The 16,065-nt window shown below is 69.6% G+C and carries 18 protein-coding genes; 11 read left to right on the top strand and 7 right to left on the bottom strand.

The features are described from left to right. Positions 1–22 precede the first annotated feature (22 nt). From rpmB to rpsR, 4 genes are read left to right on the top strand one after another with little or no spacing between them, the layout of a single operon-like run. Positions 23–259 carry a 50S ribosomal protein L28 gene (rpmB, locus tag LPH33_RS05390; RefSeq protein WP_160873861.1) on the top strand — a complete coding sequence of 79 codons (237 nt, stop codon included), beginning with the start codon at positions 23–25 and terminating at the stop codon, positions 257–259. After that, entirely contained in the window at positions 259–426 is a 168-nt protein-coding gene (gene rpmG / locus LPH33_RS05385; RefSeq protein WP_006553778.1) for a 50S ribosomal protein L33, read from the top strand. The genes rpmB and rpmG overlap by 1 nt, the downstream gene beginning before the upstream one ends. A gap of 2 nt (positions 427–428) precedes the next feature. Next, positions 429–734 (top strand): 30S ribosomal protein S14, encoded by a 306-nt coding sequence (gene rpsN / locus LPH33_RS05380; RefSeq protein ID WP_006553777.1) that lies wholly within the window; start codon positions 429–431, stop codon positions 732–734. Between the two features lie 10 nt (positions 735–744). Continuing rightward, positions 745–1,002, top strand: a complete 258-nt coding sequence (gene rpsR / locus LPH33_RS05375; protein ID WP_006553776.1) for a 30S ribosomal protein S18 — start codon at positions 745–747, stop codon at positions 1,000–1,002. Between the two features lie 101 nt (positions 1,003–1,103). On the opposite strand, the gene LPH33_RS05370 is transcribed toward rpsR, so the two are convergent. Further along, the gene (locus LPH33_RS05370; protein WP_160873860.1) at positions 1,104–1,967 is read right to left on the bottom strand and encodes a DUF559 domain-containing protein; all 864 of its coding nucleotides are present in this window, start codon (positions 1,965–1,967) and stop codon (positions 1,104–1,106) included. 171 nt (positions 1,968–2,138) lie between these two features. Here LPH33_RS05370 and LPH33_RS05365 point away from each other — a divergent pair, with 171 nt between their 5' ends. From LPH33_RS05365 to LPH33_RS05355, 3 genes are read left to right on the top strand one after another with little or no spacing between them, the layout of a single operon-like run. After that, on the top strand, positions 2,139–3,065 hold the full coding sequence (locus tag LPH33_RS05365; protein WP_026061586.1) for an AEC family transporter: 927 nt from the start codon (positions 2,139–2,141) through the stop codon (positions 3,063–3,065). A gap of 32 nt (positions 3,066–3,097) precedes the next feature. Further along, a complete protein-coding gene (locus tag LPH33_RS05360) occupies positions 3,098–3,520 on the top strand; it encodes a hypothetical protein (RefSeq protein ID WP_160873859.1) in 423 nt (140 codons plus the stop codon). A 3-nt stretch (positions 3,521–3,523) separates the two neighbouring features. Continuing rightward, positions 3,524–4,696 carry an MFS transporter gene (locus LPH33_RS05355; RefSeq protein ID WP_229567369.1) on the top strand — a complete coding sequence of 391 codons (1,173 nt, stop codon included), beginning with the start codon at positions 3,524–3,526 and terminating at the stop codon, positions 4,694–4,696. 6 nt (positions 4,697–4,702) lie between these two features. On the opposite strand, the gene LPH33_RS05350 is transcribed toward LPH33_RS05355, so the two are convergent. Further along, positions 4,703–6,640 (bottom strand): vWA domain-containing protein, encoded by a 1,938-nt coding sequence (locus LPH33_RS05350; protein WP_229567368.1) that lies wholly within the window; start codon positions 6,638–6,640, stop codon positions 4,703–4,705. Then, complete coding sequence (locus LPH33_RS05345) at positions 6,637–8,025, bottom strand: ATP-binding protein (RefSeq protein WP_229567367.1); 1,389 nt, start codon at positions 8,023–8,025, stop codon at positions 6,637–6,639. The genes LPH33_RS05350 and LPH33_RS05345 overlap by 4 nt, the downstream gene beginning before the upstream one ends. Positions 8,026–8,097: 72 nt before the next feature. Here LPH33_RS05345 and LPH33_RS05340 point away from each other — a divergent pair, with 72 nt between their 5' ends. The 3 genes from LPH33_RS05340 (at position 8,098) to LPH33_RS05330 (ending at position 10,256) form a co-directional block, all read left to right on the top strand. Further along, positions 8,098–8,727 (top strand): DUF4126 domain-containing protein, encoded by a 630-nt coding sequence (locus tag LPH33_RS05340; RefSeq protein ID WP_016693416.1) that lies wholly within the window; start codon positions 8,098–8,100, stop codon positions 8,725–8,727. 12 nt (positions 8,728–8,739) lie between these two features. Continuing rightward, positions 8,740–9,705 carry an alpha/beta hydrolase gene (locus LPH33_RS05335; RefSeq protein ID WP_160873855.1) on the top strand — a complete coding sequence of 322 codons (966 nt, stop codon included), beginning with the start codon at positions 8,740–8,742 and terminating at the stop codon, positions 9,703–9,705. A gap of 308 nt (positions 9,706–10,013) precedes the next feature. Beyond that, on the top strand, positions 10,014–10,256 hold the full coding sequence (locus LPH33_RS05330) for a hypothetical protein (RefSeq protein WP_016693414.1): 243 nt from the start codon (positions 10,014–10,016) through the stop codon (positions 10,254–10,256). 35 nt (positions 10,257–10,291) lie between these two features. Here LPH33_RS05330 and purH read toward each other — a convergent pair whose 3' ends face one another. From purH to LPH33_RS05310, 4 genes are read right to left on the bottom strand one after another with little or no spacing between them, the layout of a single operon-like run. Then, entirely contained in the window at positions 10,292–11,854 is a 1,563-nt protein-coding gene (gene purH / locus LPH33_RS05325) for a bifunctional phosphoribosylaminoimidazolecarboxamide formyltransferase/IMP cyclohydrolase (protein ID WP_064255721.1), read from the bottom strand. After that, positions 11,841–12,488 (bottom strand): phosphoribosylglycinamide formyltransferase, encoded by a 648-nt coding sequence (purN, locus tag LPH33_RS05320; RefSeq protein WP_024103172.1) that lies wholly within the window; start codon positions 12,486–12,488, stop codon positions 11,841–11,843. The genes purH and purN overlap by 14 nt, the downstream gene beginning before the upstream one ends. Before the next feature lie 55 nt (positions 12,489–12,543). After that, complete coding sequence (locus LPH33_RS05315) at positions 12,544–14,202, bottom strand: DUF6350 family protein (RefSeq protein ID WP_160873854.1); 1,659 nt, start codon at positions 14,200–14,202, stop codon at positions 12,544–12,546. A gap of 49 nt (positions 14,203–14,251) precedes the next feature. After that, positions 14,252–15,343, bottom strand: coding sequence for a DUF5336 domain-containing protein (locus tag LPH33_RS05310; protein WP_229567365.1), 1,092 nt, complete (start codon positions 15,341–15,343; stop codon positions 14,252–14,254). Between the two features lie 83 nt (positions 15,344–15,426). On the opposite strand from LPH33_RS05310, the gene LPH33_RS05305 reads away from it, so the two are divergent. Continuing rightward, positions 15,427–16,050 (top strand): IMPACT family protein, encoded by a 624-nt coding sequence (locus LPH33_RS05305; RefSeq protein WP_120281649.1) that lies wholly within the window; start codon positions 15,427–15,429, stop codon positions 16,048–16,050. Positions 16,051–16,065: the final 15 nt, after the last annotated feature.

The raw sequence follows: 16,065 nt of genomic DNA, 5'->3' as shown, positions 1-16,065 counted from the left end.
GTTACCTACGAAAGGAGCCGACGTGTCGGCCACGTGCCAACTCACCGGACGGCGACCCGGTTTCGGGAGATCCGTATCGCACTCCCATGTCCGCACCAGCCGGCGGTGGAACCCGAACATCCAGCGCAGAACCTATTTCGTACCTTCGTTCGGACGCCGGGTCACGCTGAACCTGTCCACCAAGGGCATCAAGATCGTCGACCGCGACGGCATCGAGAGCGTCGTCGCGCGTCTGCGTGCCCGCGGAGAGAAGTTCTGATGGCAGCACGCAGCGAGATCCGGCCCGTCGTCAAGCTTCGCTCGACCGCGGGAACCGGCTACACCTACGTCACCCGGAAGAACCGCCGGAACGATCCCGACCGTCTCGTCCTGCGCAAGTACGACCCCGTGCTGCGCAGACACGTCGACTTCCGGGAGGAGAAGTAGTCATGGCGAAGAAATCGAAGATCGCGCGCAACGAGCAACGGAAGGCGATCGTGGCCCGGTACGCCGAGCGCCGCGCGGAGCTGAAGGAGGTCGTGCGCCGACCGTCGTCCTCGCCCGAGGAGCGCAGCGAAGCCCAGCGGGCACTGCAGCGTCTACCCCGCGACGCCAGTCCGGTACGATTGCGCAATCGAGACGCTGCGGACGGCCGCCCGCGCGGCCACCTGCGAAAGTTCGGGCTCTCACGAGTGCGTGTGCGTGAACTCGCCCACCGCGGGGAACTACCCGGCGTCCACAAGTCGAGCTGGTGAGGAGCGAGATATGGCAGTCAAGCGAGGACCGTCGAAGAAGTCGCGTGCCGTAGAGGGACGCAAGCCCAAGAAGAACCCCCTCTTCGCGGCGAAGATCGAGTACGTCGACTACAAGGACGTCAACCTGCTCCGCACCTTCATCTCCGACCGCGGCAAGATCCGCAGCCGTCGCGTCACGGGCCTGACCCCGCAGCAGCAGCGTCAGGTCGCCGTCGCGGTGAAGAACGCCCGCGAGATGGCTCTGCTCCCCTACGTCAGCAGCAAGTAGGTCGTAGCTTCCGACGCCGCCTCTCCCCATCGGGAGGGGCGGCGTCGTCGTATGTGCAGGTATTGTCGAAATTCGTCGAAATTTTCGACGAGAAGTGCACATCACACGGGTGCGCCCGAAGCCCGCAGCGCCCTGCGGACCCGCTCGACGATCGTCAGCGGACGCATTCGGAGTTGCTCGGAGTTCACCCGGATCACCGACCAGCCCAGCGAGGCGAACGACTCGTAGCGCTCGATGTCCTTGGTGCGCTGACGCTCGTCGGTCCAGTGGTGCACCCCGTCGTACTCGACGGCGGTGCGCCATTCGTGCCACCCCATGTCCGCCCAACCGACCACCCTGCCCTCGTCGACGATCGGCACCTGGGTGGCCGGCGCCGGTAGTCCGTGGTGCACGAGCAACAGGCGGACCCTGGTCTCGGGTGGAGACTCGGCACCGGGATCCACGCGGGGCACGACCGCGCGCACCTGCGGAAGTCCGCGCTCCCCGCGGTGCCGGTCGGCGACGGTGAGGATGTCTGCCGGATCCAGCCCGGTGGCTCGACACAACGCATCGAGTTGTTCGACGGCTCGCGCCGGTGCCAGCCACCGGGCGAGATCGAAACCGGTCCGCGCGGCAGTCGTCACCGACATCCCCTCGCGCTCGCAGACCTCCTCCTCGAGCACGGTGTCGCCGTGCACCCTCACCCCGGCCGTGCCGCGGCGACTCCCGGTCCGGAGCAGCTCCGCCGGCGCACGACCGTCGACCCATCTGCTGCCGTGCACCGCGGCAGCGGACAGCCCTGCCAGTACGCCACCGCCTCGCGTCCACAACCACGCCGCACGCGCACGCCGCAGTGCCGTCATCTCCGCGTCGGGATGGATGTACACGTCGCGATGCAGCCGGCGCATGGTCCGCAGTCGGTACGGCGTCAAGCATTTCTCGGCCAGTGCGTCGGTGCCGCTGAACGGCTCGTCGAATTCCCCCATGGCGGAAGCCTGCACAACGCCCGCTCGACGTGGAACCCCGGAGCGTCGCCCTGTGGATGAACGTTCCCGAGTGAGCAGTTGTCGTCGAAAAATTCGGCTCCGATCGACAAGAACTGCGCTCCGGGCGCCTGCCTCGGGAACTCATCCACAGGGTCCTTAGACTAGGCAACCGTGTCGGGTGTGATCGCGGGGTTCAGTGTCATCTTCGTGATCATCGCCATCGGCTTCACGCTGGGGCGCCTGGGCACTCTCGGGCACGAGGCGCAGACGGTGCTCAGCCGGCTCGTCTTCTTCGTCGCCACCCCCGCGCTGCTGTTCGACGTGCTCGCGACGTCCGACCTGTCGGTGATCTTCTCGCCCAATCTCTACATCGCGGCGGCCACGGCGTTCGCCGTCGCGATCGTGCACTTCGTCGTCGCGAAGCTCTGGCTGCGACGTGCAGTTCCCGAGGCCACCATCGGCGCGCTGTGCGCCGGCTACGTCAACTCCGCGAACCTCGGCATCCCCATCGCGGTCTTCGTGCTCGGCGACGCGTCGTTCGTCGCTCCCCTGCTGTTGTTCCAGATCGTCGTGCTCTCCCCCATCGCGCTGACGATGCTCGACCTGTCGACGATGCGCGCCGGGGTCTCGCGCCTCGACACCCTGCTCGCGCCGTTCAAGAACCCCATCGTCCTGGCCGCCGCGGCCGGGCTCGCCATCGCGATCAGCGGGTGGACGCCTCCCGAAGCGCTGCTGCAGCCGTTCCATCTGCTCGGCGGCGCGTCTGTTCCCGGTGCGCTGCTCGCGTTCGGGTTGTCGCTGCAGGGCGTCCGAGTGCTCGAGAAGGGGACGAGCCCGCGCCGCGACATCGCGCTCGCCTCGGTGCTCAAGATCCTCGCCCAGCCCGTGCTCGCGTACCTGATGGGGCGTTTCGTGTTCGGCCTCGACGGCCATGCGCTGTTCGCCGTCGTGGTGGTCGCGGCACTGCCGACCGCGCAGAACGTGTTCGTCTACGCCAGTGCCTACGGTCGCGGCACGGTGCTCGCCCGCGACGCCGCACTCGTCACCACCCTCGCCTCCATCCCTGCGATCGGCGTGACCGCCGCCCTGCTGGCATGAGGAACACACGACACGGGAATACCGTGGGAACCATGCGTTCCGTCGTCCGTGTCTGCCGGGGAATCACCGTCCTCGCGATGTACCTGATCATCGCGGCCTGCGGATCGAGTTCGGGTACACCGGACGTCCCTGCACTGCCCGAGGAACCGGTTCCGGCAGGGGCGACGGCGTTCTCGCCGCGACCCGACATCGTCGACGCACATCCGCTGACGATCCTGTCGTGGTCGCGGGTGAGCGACGACCGGATCGCCCTGCACTTCGAGACGGGCACCCCCGAGTGCTTCGGCGTCGACGCGACCGTCACCGAAACGGACGACGCGGTGACGGTGACGCTGCTCGGCGGCACGCTGCCGGAGATGCAGGACCGCATGTGCATCATGGTCGCCGTCGCCGGCACCCTCGAGGTCTCCTTGCAGTCGCCGCTCGGCGACCGGGTCGTGACGGCCGGCGTCTGACATATGCCGCATCCTCCGCGTCACTGGCTGCTGTACCTGTGCTTGTCCACAGCCCTGCTGCACGCGGCATTCCAGTCGATCCGCGTCCTGGTCTCCTACCGGATCCTCGCGCTCGGCGGTGACGCGACGACCATCGGTGCCGTCACCGCGCTCTACGCCATCGTCCCACTGATCGCGGCGGTGCGGATGGGACGCGCCGTGGACCGCGGCCACGCGACCGCCATTCTCCGTTCGGGCATCGTCGTCACCACGGTCGGCGCCGGGTTGATCGCTCTCAGTTCGGGATTGCCCGTGCTCGCCGCCGGCAACGTCGTGCTCGGTCTCGGGCAGTTGCTCGTCACGGTGTCGGGACAGGCGTTCGTGTCGATCCTGTCGCCGCCGGGTCAACTGGATCGCGGGTTCGCCGGTCTCACGCTGGGTGTATCGCTCGGGCAGGCCGTCGGTGTGCCGGTCTCCGGCGTGATCGCCGCGACCACCGGTGACGGCAACGGTTCCGTCGAGACCACCGGCGCACTGCTGGCCATGACGGTGGTCTCGCTGCTCTCCCTTCCACTCGTGCTGGGACTTCGTGAACCGCCCGGCTCCGGCCGCACCGCGGAGGACGGCGCGCCCCAGTCGATCCTGTCGATGCTCGGGACGAAGGGCATGAAGCCCGCGATGCTGTCGAGCCTGGTGGTCCTCGCCTCGGTCGACCTCGTCGTCGCCTACCTGCCGTTGCTCGGCGAGCAGTTCGGGTTCGGTGTGCTGCTGGTGTCGATCCTGCTCACCGCCCGCACCGTGGCGTCCATCGTCTCGCGTGCCCTGCTGCCGTGGGCGCTGCGCCGGATTCCGCGCAGGTGGCTGCTCGTCTCCGCGACCGCCGGGACCATCGTGCCCGTCGCGCTGCTGCCGCTCGTGCCGAACCCGTGGGTCATCGGCGCCTTGCTGGCCGTGTGCGGAATGTTCTGGGGCGTCGGCCAACCCCTGACCATGACGTGGGTGGTCGAACTCGTCGCACCGGCCGACCGCGCGTCGGCGCTGGCGGTGCGATTGACCGGCAACCGTCTTGGGCAGGTCGCGGTGCCCATGGTGGCCGGCGCGATCGCCGGGGTCGCCGGGGTCGCGTCGATCTTCTGGGTGACCGCCGCCCTGCTGTCCGCCGCCGCGACGACCACGTGGCGATCCGTGCGCCGCTGAGAGTTCCTACGACCGCCGACGGGCCCGCACGTAGTCGGCGACGACCGCCGCCCCGAGACCGTCGACGTCGGGCGCGACCACCCGTCCCCCGACGCGACGCGCCAGCACGTCGACGACCCGCGCGAGCCCCGGATCGCTGCCGAGCCGGAAGATCGTGACCTGGGCGCCGAGCCGCGCGATGTGGTCGAGTTCGCGCACCGTCAGCCCCAGAGTGCGTGCGCTCGGCGGGTAGTCGAAGGCCGCGAAGCCGTCCGGTTCGAGGTGGGCGGTGGGTTCACCGTCGGTGACGACGAAGACCACCGGTTGCGCGTTGGGATGTCGACGCAGGTGACGACCCGCGAGCATCAGGGCGTGGTGCAGGTTGGTGCCCTGCTCGTAGACGCCGTCGAGCCCGGCGAGTTCGGGCGCCGACACCACACGAGCGTGCCGGCCGAACGCGATGAGCTGCAGCGCATCCCCGCGGAAGCGCGTGGACACGAGATGGTTGAGCGCGAGGGCCGTGCGTTTCATCGGCACCCAGCGACCGTCCATGACCATCGAGAACGACGTGTCGACGAGCAGCGCGACCGCCGCCTGCGTCCGCTGTTCGGTCTCGATCACCTCGACGTCCTGCACCGACATCCGCACCGGCAGACCGGGACTGCGCAGGGTCGCGTTGGTGAGGGTCCGCACGACGTCCCACGGTTCGGTGTCGCCGAACTCCCATGTCTTCGACGCGCCGGTCGGTTCGCCGAGCACGCCCGCCCGCCGCGACTCGCGTTGCCCGGTGCGCGACGAGATGCGATTCACGACGTCGCGCAGAGCCGCCTCGCCGAGCCGGCGCATGGCTTTGGGCGACAGTCGCCACTGTCCGTCGGCACCCCGGTCGAAGAAGCCCTGCCGCTGCAGTTCCTTCTCGAGTTCGGCGAGGGTGCGTGCATCGGCCGCGGCCTCGGGCCCGAGATGACGGGCGAGCGCGTCGAGGTCGATGTCGTCGAGCGACGCCCCGGCGTACTGCTGCGACAGCTGCTCGGCGAGCTGGTCGAGTTCGGACAGCTCCTGCAGCGCCGAGGTGGCCTCACCGAGACCCATGCCCTGTTCGCCGCGCACCTGCTCGGAGCCGGTCCAGTCCTCGCCGGGACGCGCGGCACGCAGGTGGCCGTCGAGACGGTCGAGCTGGCTCATCAGATCCGGGGATCCGAAGGCCTGCTGCGCGAGGGCGTCGAGTTCGTCGCGCTGCTCGGGGGTGAGCGAGTTGCGCAGCCGCTGCGCAGCCGCGGCCCGCTGCGCGAGGGAGTCGAGCAGTTCCTCCACGTTCTGCGGGTTCTCCGGGAAGAACTCGCCGTGCTCGGCCATGAACTGCTCGAAGTCCTCCTCGGTGTCCTCACCGCGGGAGTGCTTGTCGAGCAGATCGTTGAGGTCGTTCAGCATCTCCGAGATGCGTTGCCGGTCTTCGTCGGTGGCCCCTTCGAGCGCCTGCTTCATCCCGGTGAAGCGCTGGTCGAGCATCTCGCGGCCGAGCAGGTCGCGGATCTTCTCGTAATCCTGCCGGGCCTGCGTGCTGCGCCAGTCGTAGTCGGCGAGTTCCTGCACGGCCTGCGCCGTCGACGGGGGTAGTTCCTCGATCCGCATCTCCGCGAACCGCGCGTCGTCGTCGAGGGCACGGGCCAGCTCCTTGCGCTCCTCGAGCACGGCGCGGTCGAGGAGTTCGCGCACCTCGCGCAGGGTGCCGTCGAGGTTGGTGCGGTCGAGCAGCTGACGTCGACGCCGGTTCGCCTGCGCGGCAAGCTTGTCGAGGCCGCGCATACCGTCCTGTCCGCGGCGCAGCAACTCCCGCAGGGCGCGCTTGGGTGACGCGCCGGCCATGACGTCGTCGCCGATCGCGGCGAGCGCGTCGCGCAGGTCCACCGGCGGGGCGAGCGGATCGCCCCCGGTATACGGACCGTAGCGGGCGGACCTGCTCATCGGGAGTACACCGCCGAGCCGTCGTCGCCGGTGTCCTTGGCGATGCGTCGCGCCAGATACAGGCCTTCGAGGGCGAGTTCCACTGCCGCGGCGCGGGTTCCGGTGCCGGTGGCGCCGAGCCGCTCGGCGACGGCGTCGAGGACGGGCAGTTCGGGCAGTTCGTCGAGCAGCACCTTCGCGGTGATCCGCTCACCGGTGACCACCGGATCGCCCTGTTCGACGGCGGCGACCAGCGGTCCGAGGTCGACGCCCGCGAGTCGCGAGCGGGCGGTCTCGGCCGTCGCGCGCCGGAGGAGGTGATCGAGGATCTCGAATTCCCTTCCCTCCTCGCCGGATTCGAACTCCACCTTGCCGCGGAGCACCTCGACGACCGTGCCGAGGTCGACGGGACGCGCGACCGGATCGTCCTCGCCGAGAACCGCACCGCGGTGCAGCGCCGCGGCCGAGACCGTCTCGGCACCGGCGACGGCGAACCGTGCCGAAACACCCGAACGCTGGTCGACGGAGGTCGATTCGCGCAGCAACCTGGTGAAACGGGCGAGGATCTCGAAGAGATAGTCGGGCACGCGGGACTGCAGGTGGGCCTCCTGCTCGATGACGGCGATCTCGTCCTCGAGCCGCGTCGGGTAGTGCGTGCGGATCTCCGCGCCGAAACGGTCCTTGAGCGGGGTGATGATGCGACCGCGGTTCGTGTAGTCCTCGGGGTTCGCGCTCGCGACGAGCAGCACGTCGAGGGGCAGACGCAGCGTGTAGCCGCGGACCTGGATGTCGCGTTCCTCCATGACGTTGAGCAGCGACACCTGGATGCGCTCGGCGAGGTCGGGCAGTTCGTTGACGGCGACGATGCCGCGGTGCGCGCGGGGCACGAGACCGAAGTGGATCGTCTCCGGGTCGCCGAGGCTGCGACCCTCGGCGACCTTCACGGGATCGACGTCGCCGACGAGGTCGGCGACCGAGGTGTCGGGGGTCGCGAGCTTCTCGGCGTACCGCTCGCTGCGGTGCCGCCACGCGACGGGCAGGTCGTCGCCGAGTTCGGCGGCACGGCGGATCGACGCCGGGGTGATGGGTTCGTAGGGGTGCTCGCCGAGTTCGGAGCCGGCGATGACCGGGGTCCATTCGTCGAGCAGCAGCGGCAGGGTGCGCAGCAGGCGCGTCTTGCCCTGGCCGCGTTCGCCGAGCAGGACCACGTCGTGGCCGGCGATGAGGGCGCGTTCGAGCTGCGGGACGACGGTGTCCTCGAAACCGAGGATTCCGGGCCACGGATCGGTACCGTCGCGCAGCGCAGCGAGCAGGTTGTGCCGGATCTCGTCCTTGACGGACCGTTGCACGTGGCCGGAGGCGCGGAGCTCGCCGACCGTGGAGGGGCGCGGTGTGGGTGACGTCACCTCACCCAAGGTACGACCGAACCGCAGTTTCGGCATCCGTGATCCCGCGACCGGTCCGCCTACACTCGCCGCATGGACACCTGGATCCTGGCGGCCCTGCTCGGGCTGGGGCTCGCGGCCGCCACCGGGCTGCGCACCTTCCTGCCGCTGCTGCTCCTGTCGGCCGCGGTCCACTTCGAACTCTTCGGAGTCGTCCTCAACGAATCGATGCAGTGGCTCGGGTCCACCTCGGCGCTCGTCGCCCTGACGATCGCCACCGCCGTGGAGGTCGTCGCCGACCTCGTGCCGCTCGTGGACAACGCGCTGTCCGCCGTCGGCACGGTCACCCGGCCGGTCGCGGGTGCGCTCGCGGCGTGGGCGGCCTTCGCGAGCCTCGATCCGGCGATGGCGGCGCTCGCGGGCATCGTCATCGGCGCCCCGACCGCCCTGGCGGTGAGCACGGCGCAGACGGGTACGCGGGTCGCGAGCACCGCGACCACCGCCGGTTTCGGCAATCCGGTGCTGTCGATCGTCGAGAGCGTCACCTCGTTCGTCACATCGCTGATCGCGTTGCTCGCTCCCCTGCTCGTCATCCCCCTGCTGGCGCTGTTCGGGTGGCTCGGAGTGCGGGGTTACCGCCGGGTGCGCCGTGCCCGTTCGTCACGGACGAAACCGACGCCACACCGCGGCGCCCTCGATACGGGCCGGCCCGGCGACTTCTGATAGACACATGACATGTCGGACACCGAGATCACCTTTTCCAGCGGCGACGTCACCCTGCACGGCAGCCTGCGGGTCCCCGTCTCCATGAGGGGTCCGGTGCCCGCCGTCCTGCTGCTCGCCGGCAGCGGCCCCACCGACCGCAACGGTGACAGCGCACTGCTCCCGGGATCGATCGGGACCCTGCGGCACCTCGCCGACGTGCTCGAACGCAAGGGCTTCGCGAGCCTGCGCTACGACAAGTTCGGCAGCGGTGTCACCGGCCTCGGCCCGTACAGCGTCGAGGACGTCGCCGATCTCGGCTTCTCGACGTTCATCGACGGCGCCGCCGACGCGCTCGCCTTCCTCGGTTCGCAGCGCGGGGTCGACCCGGAGCGGCTCTACGTCGTCGGACACAGCGAGGGCGCGCTGATCGCGCTGTCGCTCGCCCAGGACAACGACGCGGTCGCCGGACTCGGTCTGCTCGAACCGCTCGCCGTGCGCCTGCTCGACCTGCTGACCGCCCAGATCGACGCGCAGCTCGACGCCGTCGTCGCCGCGGGACAGCTCCCCGTCCAGATCGCCGACGAACTGCGGGTCGCGCTCACGGGTGCGGTCGAGTCGCTCCGCGCCGACGGCACCCTCAGCGACACCCTGCCCGAGCCGTTGCGCAATGCCGGGCTCGTCCCCGCCAACGCGAAGGCGCTCGCCGAGGAGGACGCGCTCGATCCGCGGATGCTCGCCGCACAGGTCGCCGGCGACCTGCCGGTGCTCACCGCGGTCTCCTCGAAGGACATCCAGGTGCGGGTCGAGGACGTCGACGCGCTCGACGCGGCACTCGTCCACACCCGCCTGACGTCGCTGCGCATGACGCGCACCAACCACGTGCTCAAGGACATCGGCGACCAGCAGTCGACGGGCGCCGATTACGTCGCCGACCTGCCCTTCTCCGACGAGTTCACGTCCGGTTTCGAGGCGTGGCTCGAGAAGCTGAGGGGCTGAGCACCCGACCCCACGCACGGACGACGCAGAAATAACAAATGTCCATTCCGCGTTGTTCGTGTATGGTCATCCGTTAACCAACTGGTTCACACGAGAAAGGTACGGTCCGATGCGATACAAGCACATGTACGTAGCCGGTTGTTCCGTACCGTTTTCTCACTTCTTCTTCCACTTCGCGGCGGAGCGATCCCGAGAATAGAAGTCACACGACGACTCGTTCTCGGGCACTCGGGGCACATACGCCCCGGGTGCCCTTTCTCTATCCCCGACCGCGACCCGTACAAGATCACCTCGACAGGAGAAACACCATGAAACTGCGAATCGAATCCGGCGGCACCGTGTCGACCGAACTGCCCGACGACCTCACCGGTCACGCCATCACCATCGACCTGAGCCGGGTCGGCGGTACCGAGAGCGGCGCCGCCTCCGCGGATCTCATCCGCGAGCTGCTCGACCGTGGCGCCGCCAAGCTCGTCATCTCCGAGGGCCGCGGCAAGCGCACCGTCGAACACACCGCACACGACAACGGCACCCACGCGCACGCCGCCTGAGCGACGGTGCGCGCGGGTGCCGCGCGTGGTCGTGACTAGTGCGCGAAGTGCCGCGCGCCGGTGAGGTACAGCGTCACGCCCGCCTCGCGAGCGGCCTCGATGACCTCGTTGTCGCGCACCGAGCCACCCGGCTGCACGATCGCCTTCACGCCGGCCTCGGTCAGCACCTGCAGACCGTCGGCGAACGGGAAGAAGGCATCCGACGCGGCCACCGACCCGGCGACACGATCACCCGCACGGGTCACGGCGAGTCGCGCCGAGTCGACGCGGTTGACCTGACCCATGCCGACACCGACAGTCGCGCCGCCCGAAGCCAGCAGGATCGCGTTGGACTTCACGGCACGGCATGCGCGCCAGGCGAACTCGAGATCGCGCAGCGTGGCCTCGTCGGCAGCCTCGCCGCACGCGAGCTGCCAGTTGGCGGTGGAGTCGCCGTCCGCGGTGAGCACGTCGCGCTCCTGCAGCAGCAGCCCACCGGAGATCTGACGGATCTCGACCGGAGCCGACTTCGGCGAATCGGCGCGCAGGATGCGGATGTTCTTCTTGCGGGAGAGCACGTCGACGGCACCGTCGGCGTACGACGGGGCGATGATCACCTCGGTGAAGATCTCGGCGACCTGCTCGGCCATCTCGACGCTCACCTCACGGTTGGCGGCGATGACGCCACCGAAGGCCGAGACCGGATCGCACTCGTGCGCGTTGCGGTGTGCCGTGGCGATGTCGTCGGCGATCGCGATACCGCACGGGTTGGCGTGCTTGATGATCGCGACGCACGGCTCGCTGTGGTCGTGCGCGGCGCGCCAGGCGGCGTCGGCGTCCTGGTAGTTGTTGTAGGACATCTCCTTGCCGTGGAACTGCTCGGCCTGCGCGAGCCCCGGCTCGCCGGCCTCGTTCACGTACAGGGCTGCGGCCTGGTGCGGGTTCTCGCCGTAGCGAAGGACGTTCGCGCGGGTCCAGGTCGCGCCGGTCCACGCCGGGAACTGCGACTCGTCGCCCTCGGGCGCTGCGTAGCCGCTGTTCATCCAGCTCGCGACGGCGACGTCGTAGGCGGCGGTGTGCTGGAACGCCTGCGCGGCAAGACGCTTGCGCTGCTCGAGGGTGAAACCGCCGCCCTCGACGGCGGCGAGCACGTCACCGTAGGCGGCCGGGTCGACGACGACCGCGACGGACGGGTGGTTCTTCGCCGCAGCGCGCACCATCGACGGACCGCCGATGTCGATCTGCTCGACGCACTCGTCGGGGCTCGCACCCGAGGCGACCGTCTGCGTGAACGGGTAGAGGTTCACGACGACGAGCTCGAACGCCTCGATGCCGAGATCGGCGATCTGGTCGAGGTGGTCCTGCTTGCGGGTGTCGGCGAGGATGCCGGCGTGCACGCGCGGGTGCAGGGTCTTGACCCGGCCCTCGAGGCACTCGGGGAAGCCGGTCAGTTCTTCGACCTTCGTCACCGGCACGCCTGCGTCGGCGATGGTCTTGGCCGTGGAGCCGGTCGAGACCAGCTCGACACCTGCCGCGTGGAGCCCTGTCGCCAGCTCCACCAGCCCGCTCTTGTCGTACACGCTGACCAGCGCGCGGCGCACAGTCTTACGTTCGGTCACCGGGGATCACGGCCTTTCGTCCATCGGAAACAACTCCACGGGTGGCGACGGCGGCGACCATCTCGGCCAGCAGCCGTCGCTCCACAACCTTGATGCGCTCGTGCAGGGTGTCCTCGTCGTCGTCGTCGAGCACCTGCACGGCTTCCTGCGCGAGGATCGGCCCGGTGTCGACTCCCCCGTCGACGAGATGCACCGTCGAACCGGTGACCTTGACGCCGTAGGCCAGGGCGTCGGCGACGGCGTGCGCGCCGGGGAACGACGGCAGCAGCGCGGGATGCGTGTTGATGATGCGGCCGGCGAACCGCTCCAGGAAGGCCGAACCCAGGATCTTCATGAAGCCCGCGGACACCACGAGGTCGGGTTCGTGGGCGGCGACCGCGTCGGTCAGCGCGCGGTCCCACGCGGTGCGGTCCTCGAAGTCGCGCAACGCGACGCGGAACGACGGGATCCCCTCGTCCGCGGCATGTCCTTCGGCGGGACATTCGCGGTCGACACCGACAGCGACGACCGTGGCGGGATATCCGTCGGTCCGGGTGGCGTCGAGCAGCGAACGCAAGAGGCTGCCCGTGCCCGAGGCGAGGACGACGAGCCGCGCCGGCGCGGTGGGCGGCAGCTGGTCACGCGAGGCAGTCAGGGTCCACTCCTGTGAAGTCGAGGTGGGTCGGCCGATCGACCGGCCGTAGGAGAGCCTAGTCGGCGCCCTTCTCGGCCTTGTTCGCGACCTCCTCGTCGGGCTCGCTGTCGTCCTCGGCATCATCCTCGTCGACGACCTCGATCACCTCGGCGTCGATGACGTCGTCGTCCTCGGCGGCGTCGGTCGCATCGCCTTCGTCGGCCTCGTCCTCGTCGACTTCTGCGACCTCGCGCTCGGCGGCGGTGGTGTCCTCGACGGAGGATTCCTCCTCGTCGGCATCCGCGTCCTCGACATCCTCGCCGTCGACATCCGCACTGTCGACATCAGCGGCCTCGGAGTCCTCCGCCGCAGGAGCCTCGAGTACCGGGGTCTCACTCTCGGCCGCCTCGAGTTCTGCGTCGGTCTCTCCGTCGGCGGTGTTGTCGGACGGGGCCGCGTCTGCCGCATCCTCCGAGATCTCCTCGTCCACCTCGATGTCGGCGCGCAGCGCCGCCGCGGCCAATCGTCCTTCGCGCCACACAAGCAGCTGGGCCGTGATGATGCCGAGCAGTCCCGACCAGGCGAAGACGAGGATTCCGGCGAGCCACCAATTGGCGCCGACCGTGCCGAAGACGCCGAGCGGACCGCCCGCGACCCAGGTCGCCAGCGCCGTGACGAGTCCGGCTCCCGCTGCGGCAGCGAGCACCGTCCATGCCGCATCGGCGCTGCCGACCGGAGCACCGTCGGCCTTCGCCTGCAGGGTTCGCTGCGCGGCGAAACGGCCGAGCAGCGCACCGATCGTCGCCGGAACGGCCAGCAGCACCGGCCAGAACGCTGCGGCCGGGCCCGAGGGGACCGCCGCGAGCACCGGCAGTGCCGGGAGGTCGCCGCCCGTCGCCTCGAACAGGCTCAGATGGATGTCGCCGAAGTGCACGGTGCTGCCCGCCAGGACGGCAGCGGCACCGATGATGACGTTGGGCAGGTACAGGATCGACATCACCGTCAGCCCCAGCACGCCGGTCCAGTGATCCCCGCGCGCGAGCAGTTCACCGACGACGTTCCACGACCACAGCAGTCCGGCGACGACCACCACCCCACCGAGGGCGAACATTCCCAGCAGCACCCGCAGTGCCGGACGGAAGGCGAGCACGAGCCAGTCGGGCGCTGCGTAATAGCGCACCAGCGGCCTCCACACGCGGGACCCGATGCCGATGAGGGCCGCGAGGAGGTAGATGCCGGTGACCCACGCGAGCGCGGCACCGGCGTTCGGGGGCGTTACCGGCAGCACGCTCGCCGCATCCTGCAGCACGATCAGCGACGCCGCGGTCACGAGCAGCGGGCCGGCGAGGACGGCGACGGTGATGCGCGAGACGTCCTGACGATCGAGGGCGTAACCGCTGTTCTCGACGAGCGCGTCGGCCGCGGACGCGCATCCGCGCGCCGCCTGCCACACCAGGACCGCGGTGGGCAGCAGCGGCAGCACACCCAACGACGTGCCGTCGATCGTGAGCGTCACCTGGTGCAGAGCGAGCCACGTGCCGGCGATCGCGGCGTAGATGCCGGTGAGGTCGCTGTTGGCGACGACCATCGTCGTCACCACGATGGTGGCCACGACGGCGAGCGTCACCGCCGGAACGCGGGCCGCGGTGCCGAGCAGGATGCGGAACCGCTCCGGGTCCAGGCTGTCGTCGTCGGTGGGAACGTGCCGGGTGGACCGGCCGAGCGTCGAAGTCATCGGTTCGAGAGTGTCACCGACACGGCGGTCGTGGTGTCAGGCGCGCCGATCACCGCTGGTCGTCCGGTGCGCGGAAGGCCTGCGTGGCCTCCTGGTCGCCGGTCGCAGTGGTCCCGGTCTCCTCGCGACGTTCCGTGCCCGTCGTGTCGTCATCGGACACTGTGCCGTCCGCCCGGGTGACTGTGCCGTCCGCCCGCGTGTCGGTGTGGTCCGTCGGGTCCTGAGCGCCGTGCGGTTCCTGAACCGGATACTGCTGGGTCGGCTGCGCACCGGTGTACTGCTGTCCGCCGTACTGCTGGGCACCGGGATACTGCGCTCCCCCGCCGTACTGCTGGGCGCCCGGGAACTGCTGTGAACCGGGGAACTGCTGGGCTCCGCTGTACTGCTGCCCGCCGTACTGCTGAGCGCCCGGATACTGCTGGGACCCGCCGTACTGCTGCGACCCCGAATACTGCTGCGCGCCGGAGTACTCCCCCGACGTCTGCTGTCCGGGATACGCCTGATGGCCGGGATGCGGCGCACCGAACTGGGACTGCCCTCCGGTGACTCCCTGCTGCGAGCCGTAGGGCTGGCCGTATCCCTGCGGGCCGTAACCCTGCGGCGAACCGTATCCCTGCGGCGAACCGGAGCCCTGCGGCTGACCGGTTCCCGCACCGGACCCGAATCCCTGGTACTGCCCGGCGCCCTGCTGCGACCCGAAGGAACTCCGCTCACCCGACCGGCCGGACACGAGGATGCCGAGGCCGAACAGCAGCGCGACGAGCGCCAGCGCGAACTGCAGGAAACCGAGGACGAGGATCGTCACGCCGCCCCACGCGATCCCGGTGTCCTCGGGCAGATGGAACAGCTGGAACAGGGATGTCACGAAACCGACGCCCGACGCCGCGACGGCCACGGCACGCAGGTCCTGGCCGGGGAGCAGCGACAGTGCCGCGCTCACACCGCCGAAGAGCAGGAAGGCCAGCGGCACGACGGCGAAGCCGAAATCGAAGGACGTGAGCGCCACCTGCGAGCCGAAGGTGATGTTCACGAAGGGTGTGAGGCCGAGCAGGAAGTTCACGGCACCGAGCACGGCCACCGCGAGTGGCAGCAGCAACGGCACCACCTTGCTCTGGGCGGATGCGCCTGCGGGGAATGTCATCGATTCTCCTGCCGTCGATCGGTGTGTGTCGGTCACTCGTCCTGCAGTCAACAGCCTAGGGACTACCCGAGAGAATGGGGTCCATGCCGCACACTCTCGCCCCGGGCCCCGACGTCGTGGTCGAGACGGAGGTGAAGCACTCGCGTTTCCTCGCGGCGGTTCGTCGTGTCGACACGGCCGACGCCGCGCTCGCCTTCGTCGACGAACAACGCCGACTGTATCCCGATGCCCGACACCATTGCTGGGCGTTCGTGGTGGGTGACGCCCCGGCGGCGCGTGCCGAGCGGTCGAGCGACGACGGGGAGCCGGGCGGCACGGCCGGCATCCCGATGCTGCAGGTCCTGCACCACCGGGATCTCGTGAACGTCGCGGTGGTGGTGACCCGGTGGTTCGGGGGGATCAAGCTCGGCGCGGGCGGGCTGGTGCGCGCGTACTCGGGTGCGGTCGCGACGGCACTGGACGAGGCGCCCCTCGTCGAGCGCAGGCAGCAGGAGAAGTTCACCCTCGCGATCGATCACGGCGAGGCGGGTCGCGTGGAGGCGGAACTGCGCGGGCGCGGGGTCGCGGTGCTCGACGTCGCTTATGCGGACCGGGTCGTCCTCACCGTCGCCGGGCGCGAGCGGAGCGAACTGGAGGGGTGGGTGGCGTCGTTGACGTCCGGGGCGGGCGAACTCGAACCCGCGGGAGTCGACTGGATCGACATCTGACCGGATCCACACCGG

It is taken from the genome of Rhodococcus sp. RDE2, assembly GCF_020885655.1.
Lineage (GTDB): Bacteria > Actinomycetota > Actinomycetes > Mycobacteriales > Mycobacteriaceae > Rhodococcus > Rhodococcus pyridinivorans.
The sequence above is the reverse complement of the archived record's forward strand: the minus strand, read 5'-3'. Positions and strand labels throughout refer to the sequence as shown.

Coding starts and splice junctions, on each gene's coding strand:
- LPH33_RS05330 (WP_016693414.1), top strand. CDS start 10,014: ATGAAACTGCGAATCGAATCCGGCGGCACCGTGTCGACCGAACTGCCC.
- LPH33_RS05335 (WP_160873855.1), top strand. CDS start 8,740: ATGTCGGACACCGAGATCACCTTTTCCAGCGGCGACGTCACCCTGCAC.
- rpsR (WP_006553776.1), top strand. CDS start 745: ATGGCAGTCAAGCGAGGACCGTCGAAGAAGTCGCGTGCCGTAGAGGGA.
- LPH33_RS05350 (WP_229567368.1), bottom strand. CDS start 6,640: ATGAGCAGGTCCGCCCGCTACGGTCCGTATACCGGGGGCGATCCGCTC.
- LPH33_RS05305 (WP_120281649.1), top strand. CDS start 15,427: ATGCCGCACACTCTCGCCCCGGGCCCCGACGTCGTGGTCGAGACGGAG.
- rpsN (WP_006553777.1), top strand. CDS start 429: ATGGCGAAGAAATCGAAGATCGCGCGCAACGAGCAACGGAAGGCGATC.
- rpmG (WP_006553778.1), top strand. CDS start 259: ATGGCAGCACGCAGCGAGATCCGGCCCGTCGTCAAGCTTCGCTCGACC.
- LPH33_RS05315 (WP_160873854.1), bottom strand. CDS start 14,202: ATGACTTCGACGCTCGGCCGGTCCACCCGGCACGTTCCCACCGACGAC.
- LPH33_RS05370 (WP_160873860.1), bottom strand. CDS start 1,967: ATGGGGGAATTCGACGAGCCGTTCAGCGGCACCGACGCACTGGCCGAG.
- LPH33_RS05310 (WP_229567365.1), bottom strand. CDS start 15,343: ATGACATTCCCCGCAGGCGCATCCGCCCAGAGCAAGGTGGTGCCGTTG.
- LPH33_RS05340 (WP_016693416.1), top strand. CDS start 8,098: ATGGACACCTGGATCCTGGCGGCCCTGCTCGGGCTGGGGCTCGCGGCC.
- LPH33_RS05360 (WP_160873859.1), top strand. CDS start 3,098: ATGCGTTCCGTCGTCCGTGTCTGCCGGGGAATCACCGTCCTCGCGATG.
- LPH33_RS05355 (WP_229567369.1), top strand. CDS start 3,524: ATGCCGCATCCTCCGCGTCACTGGCTGCTGTACCTGTGCTTGTCCACA.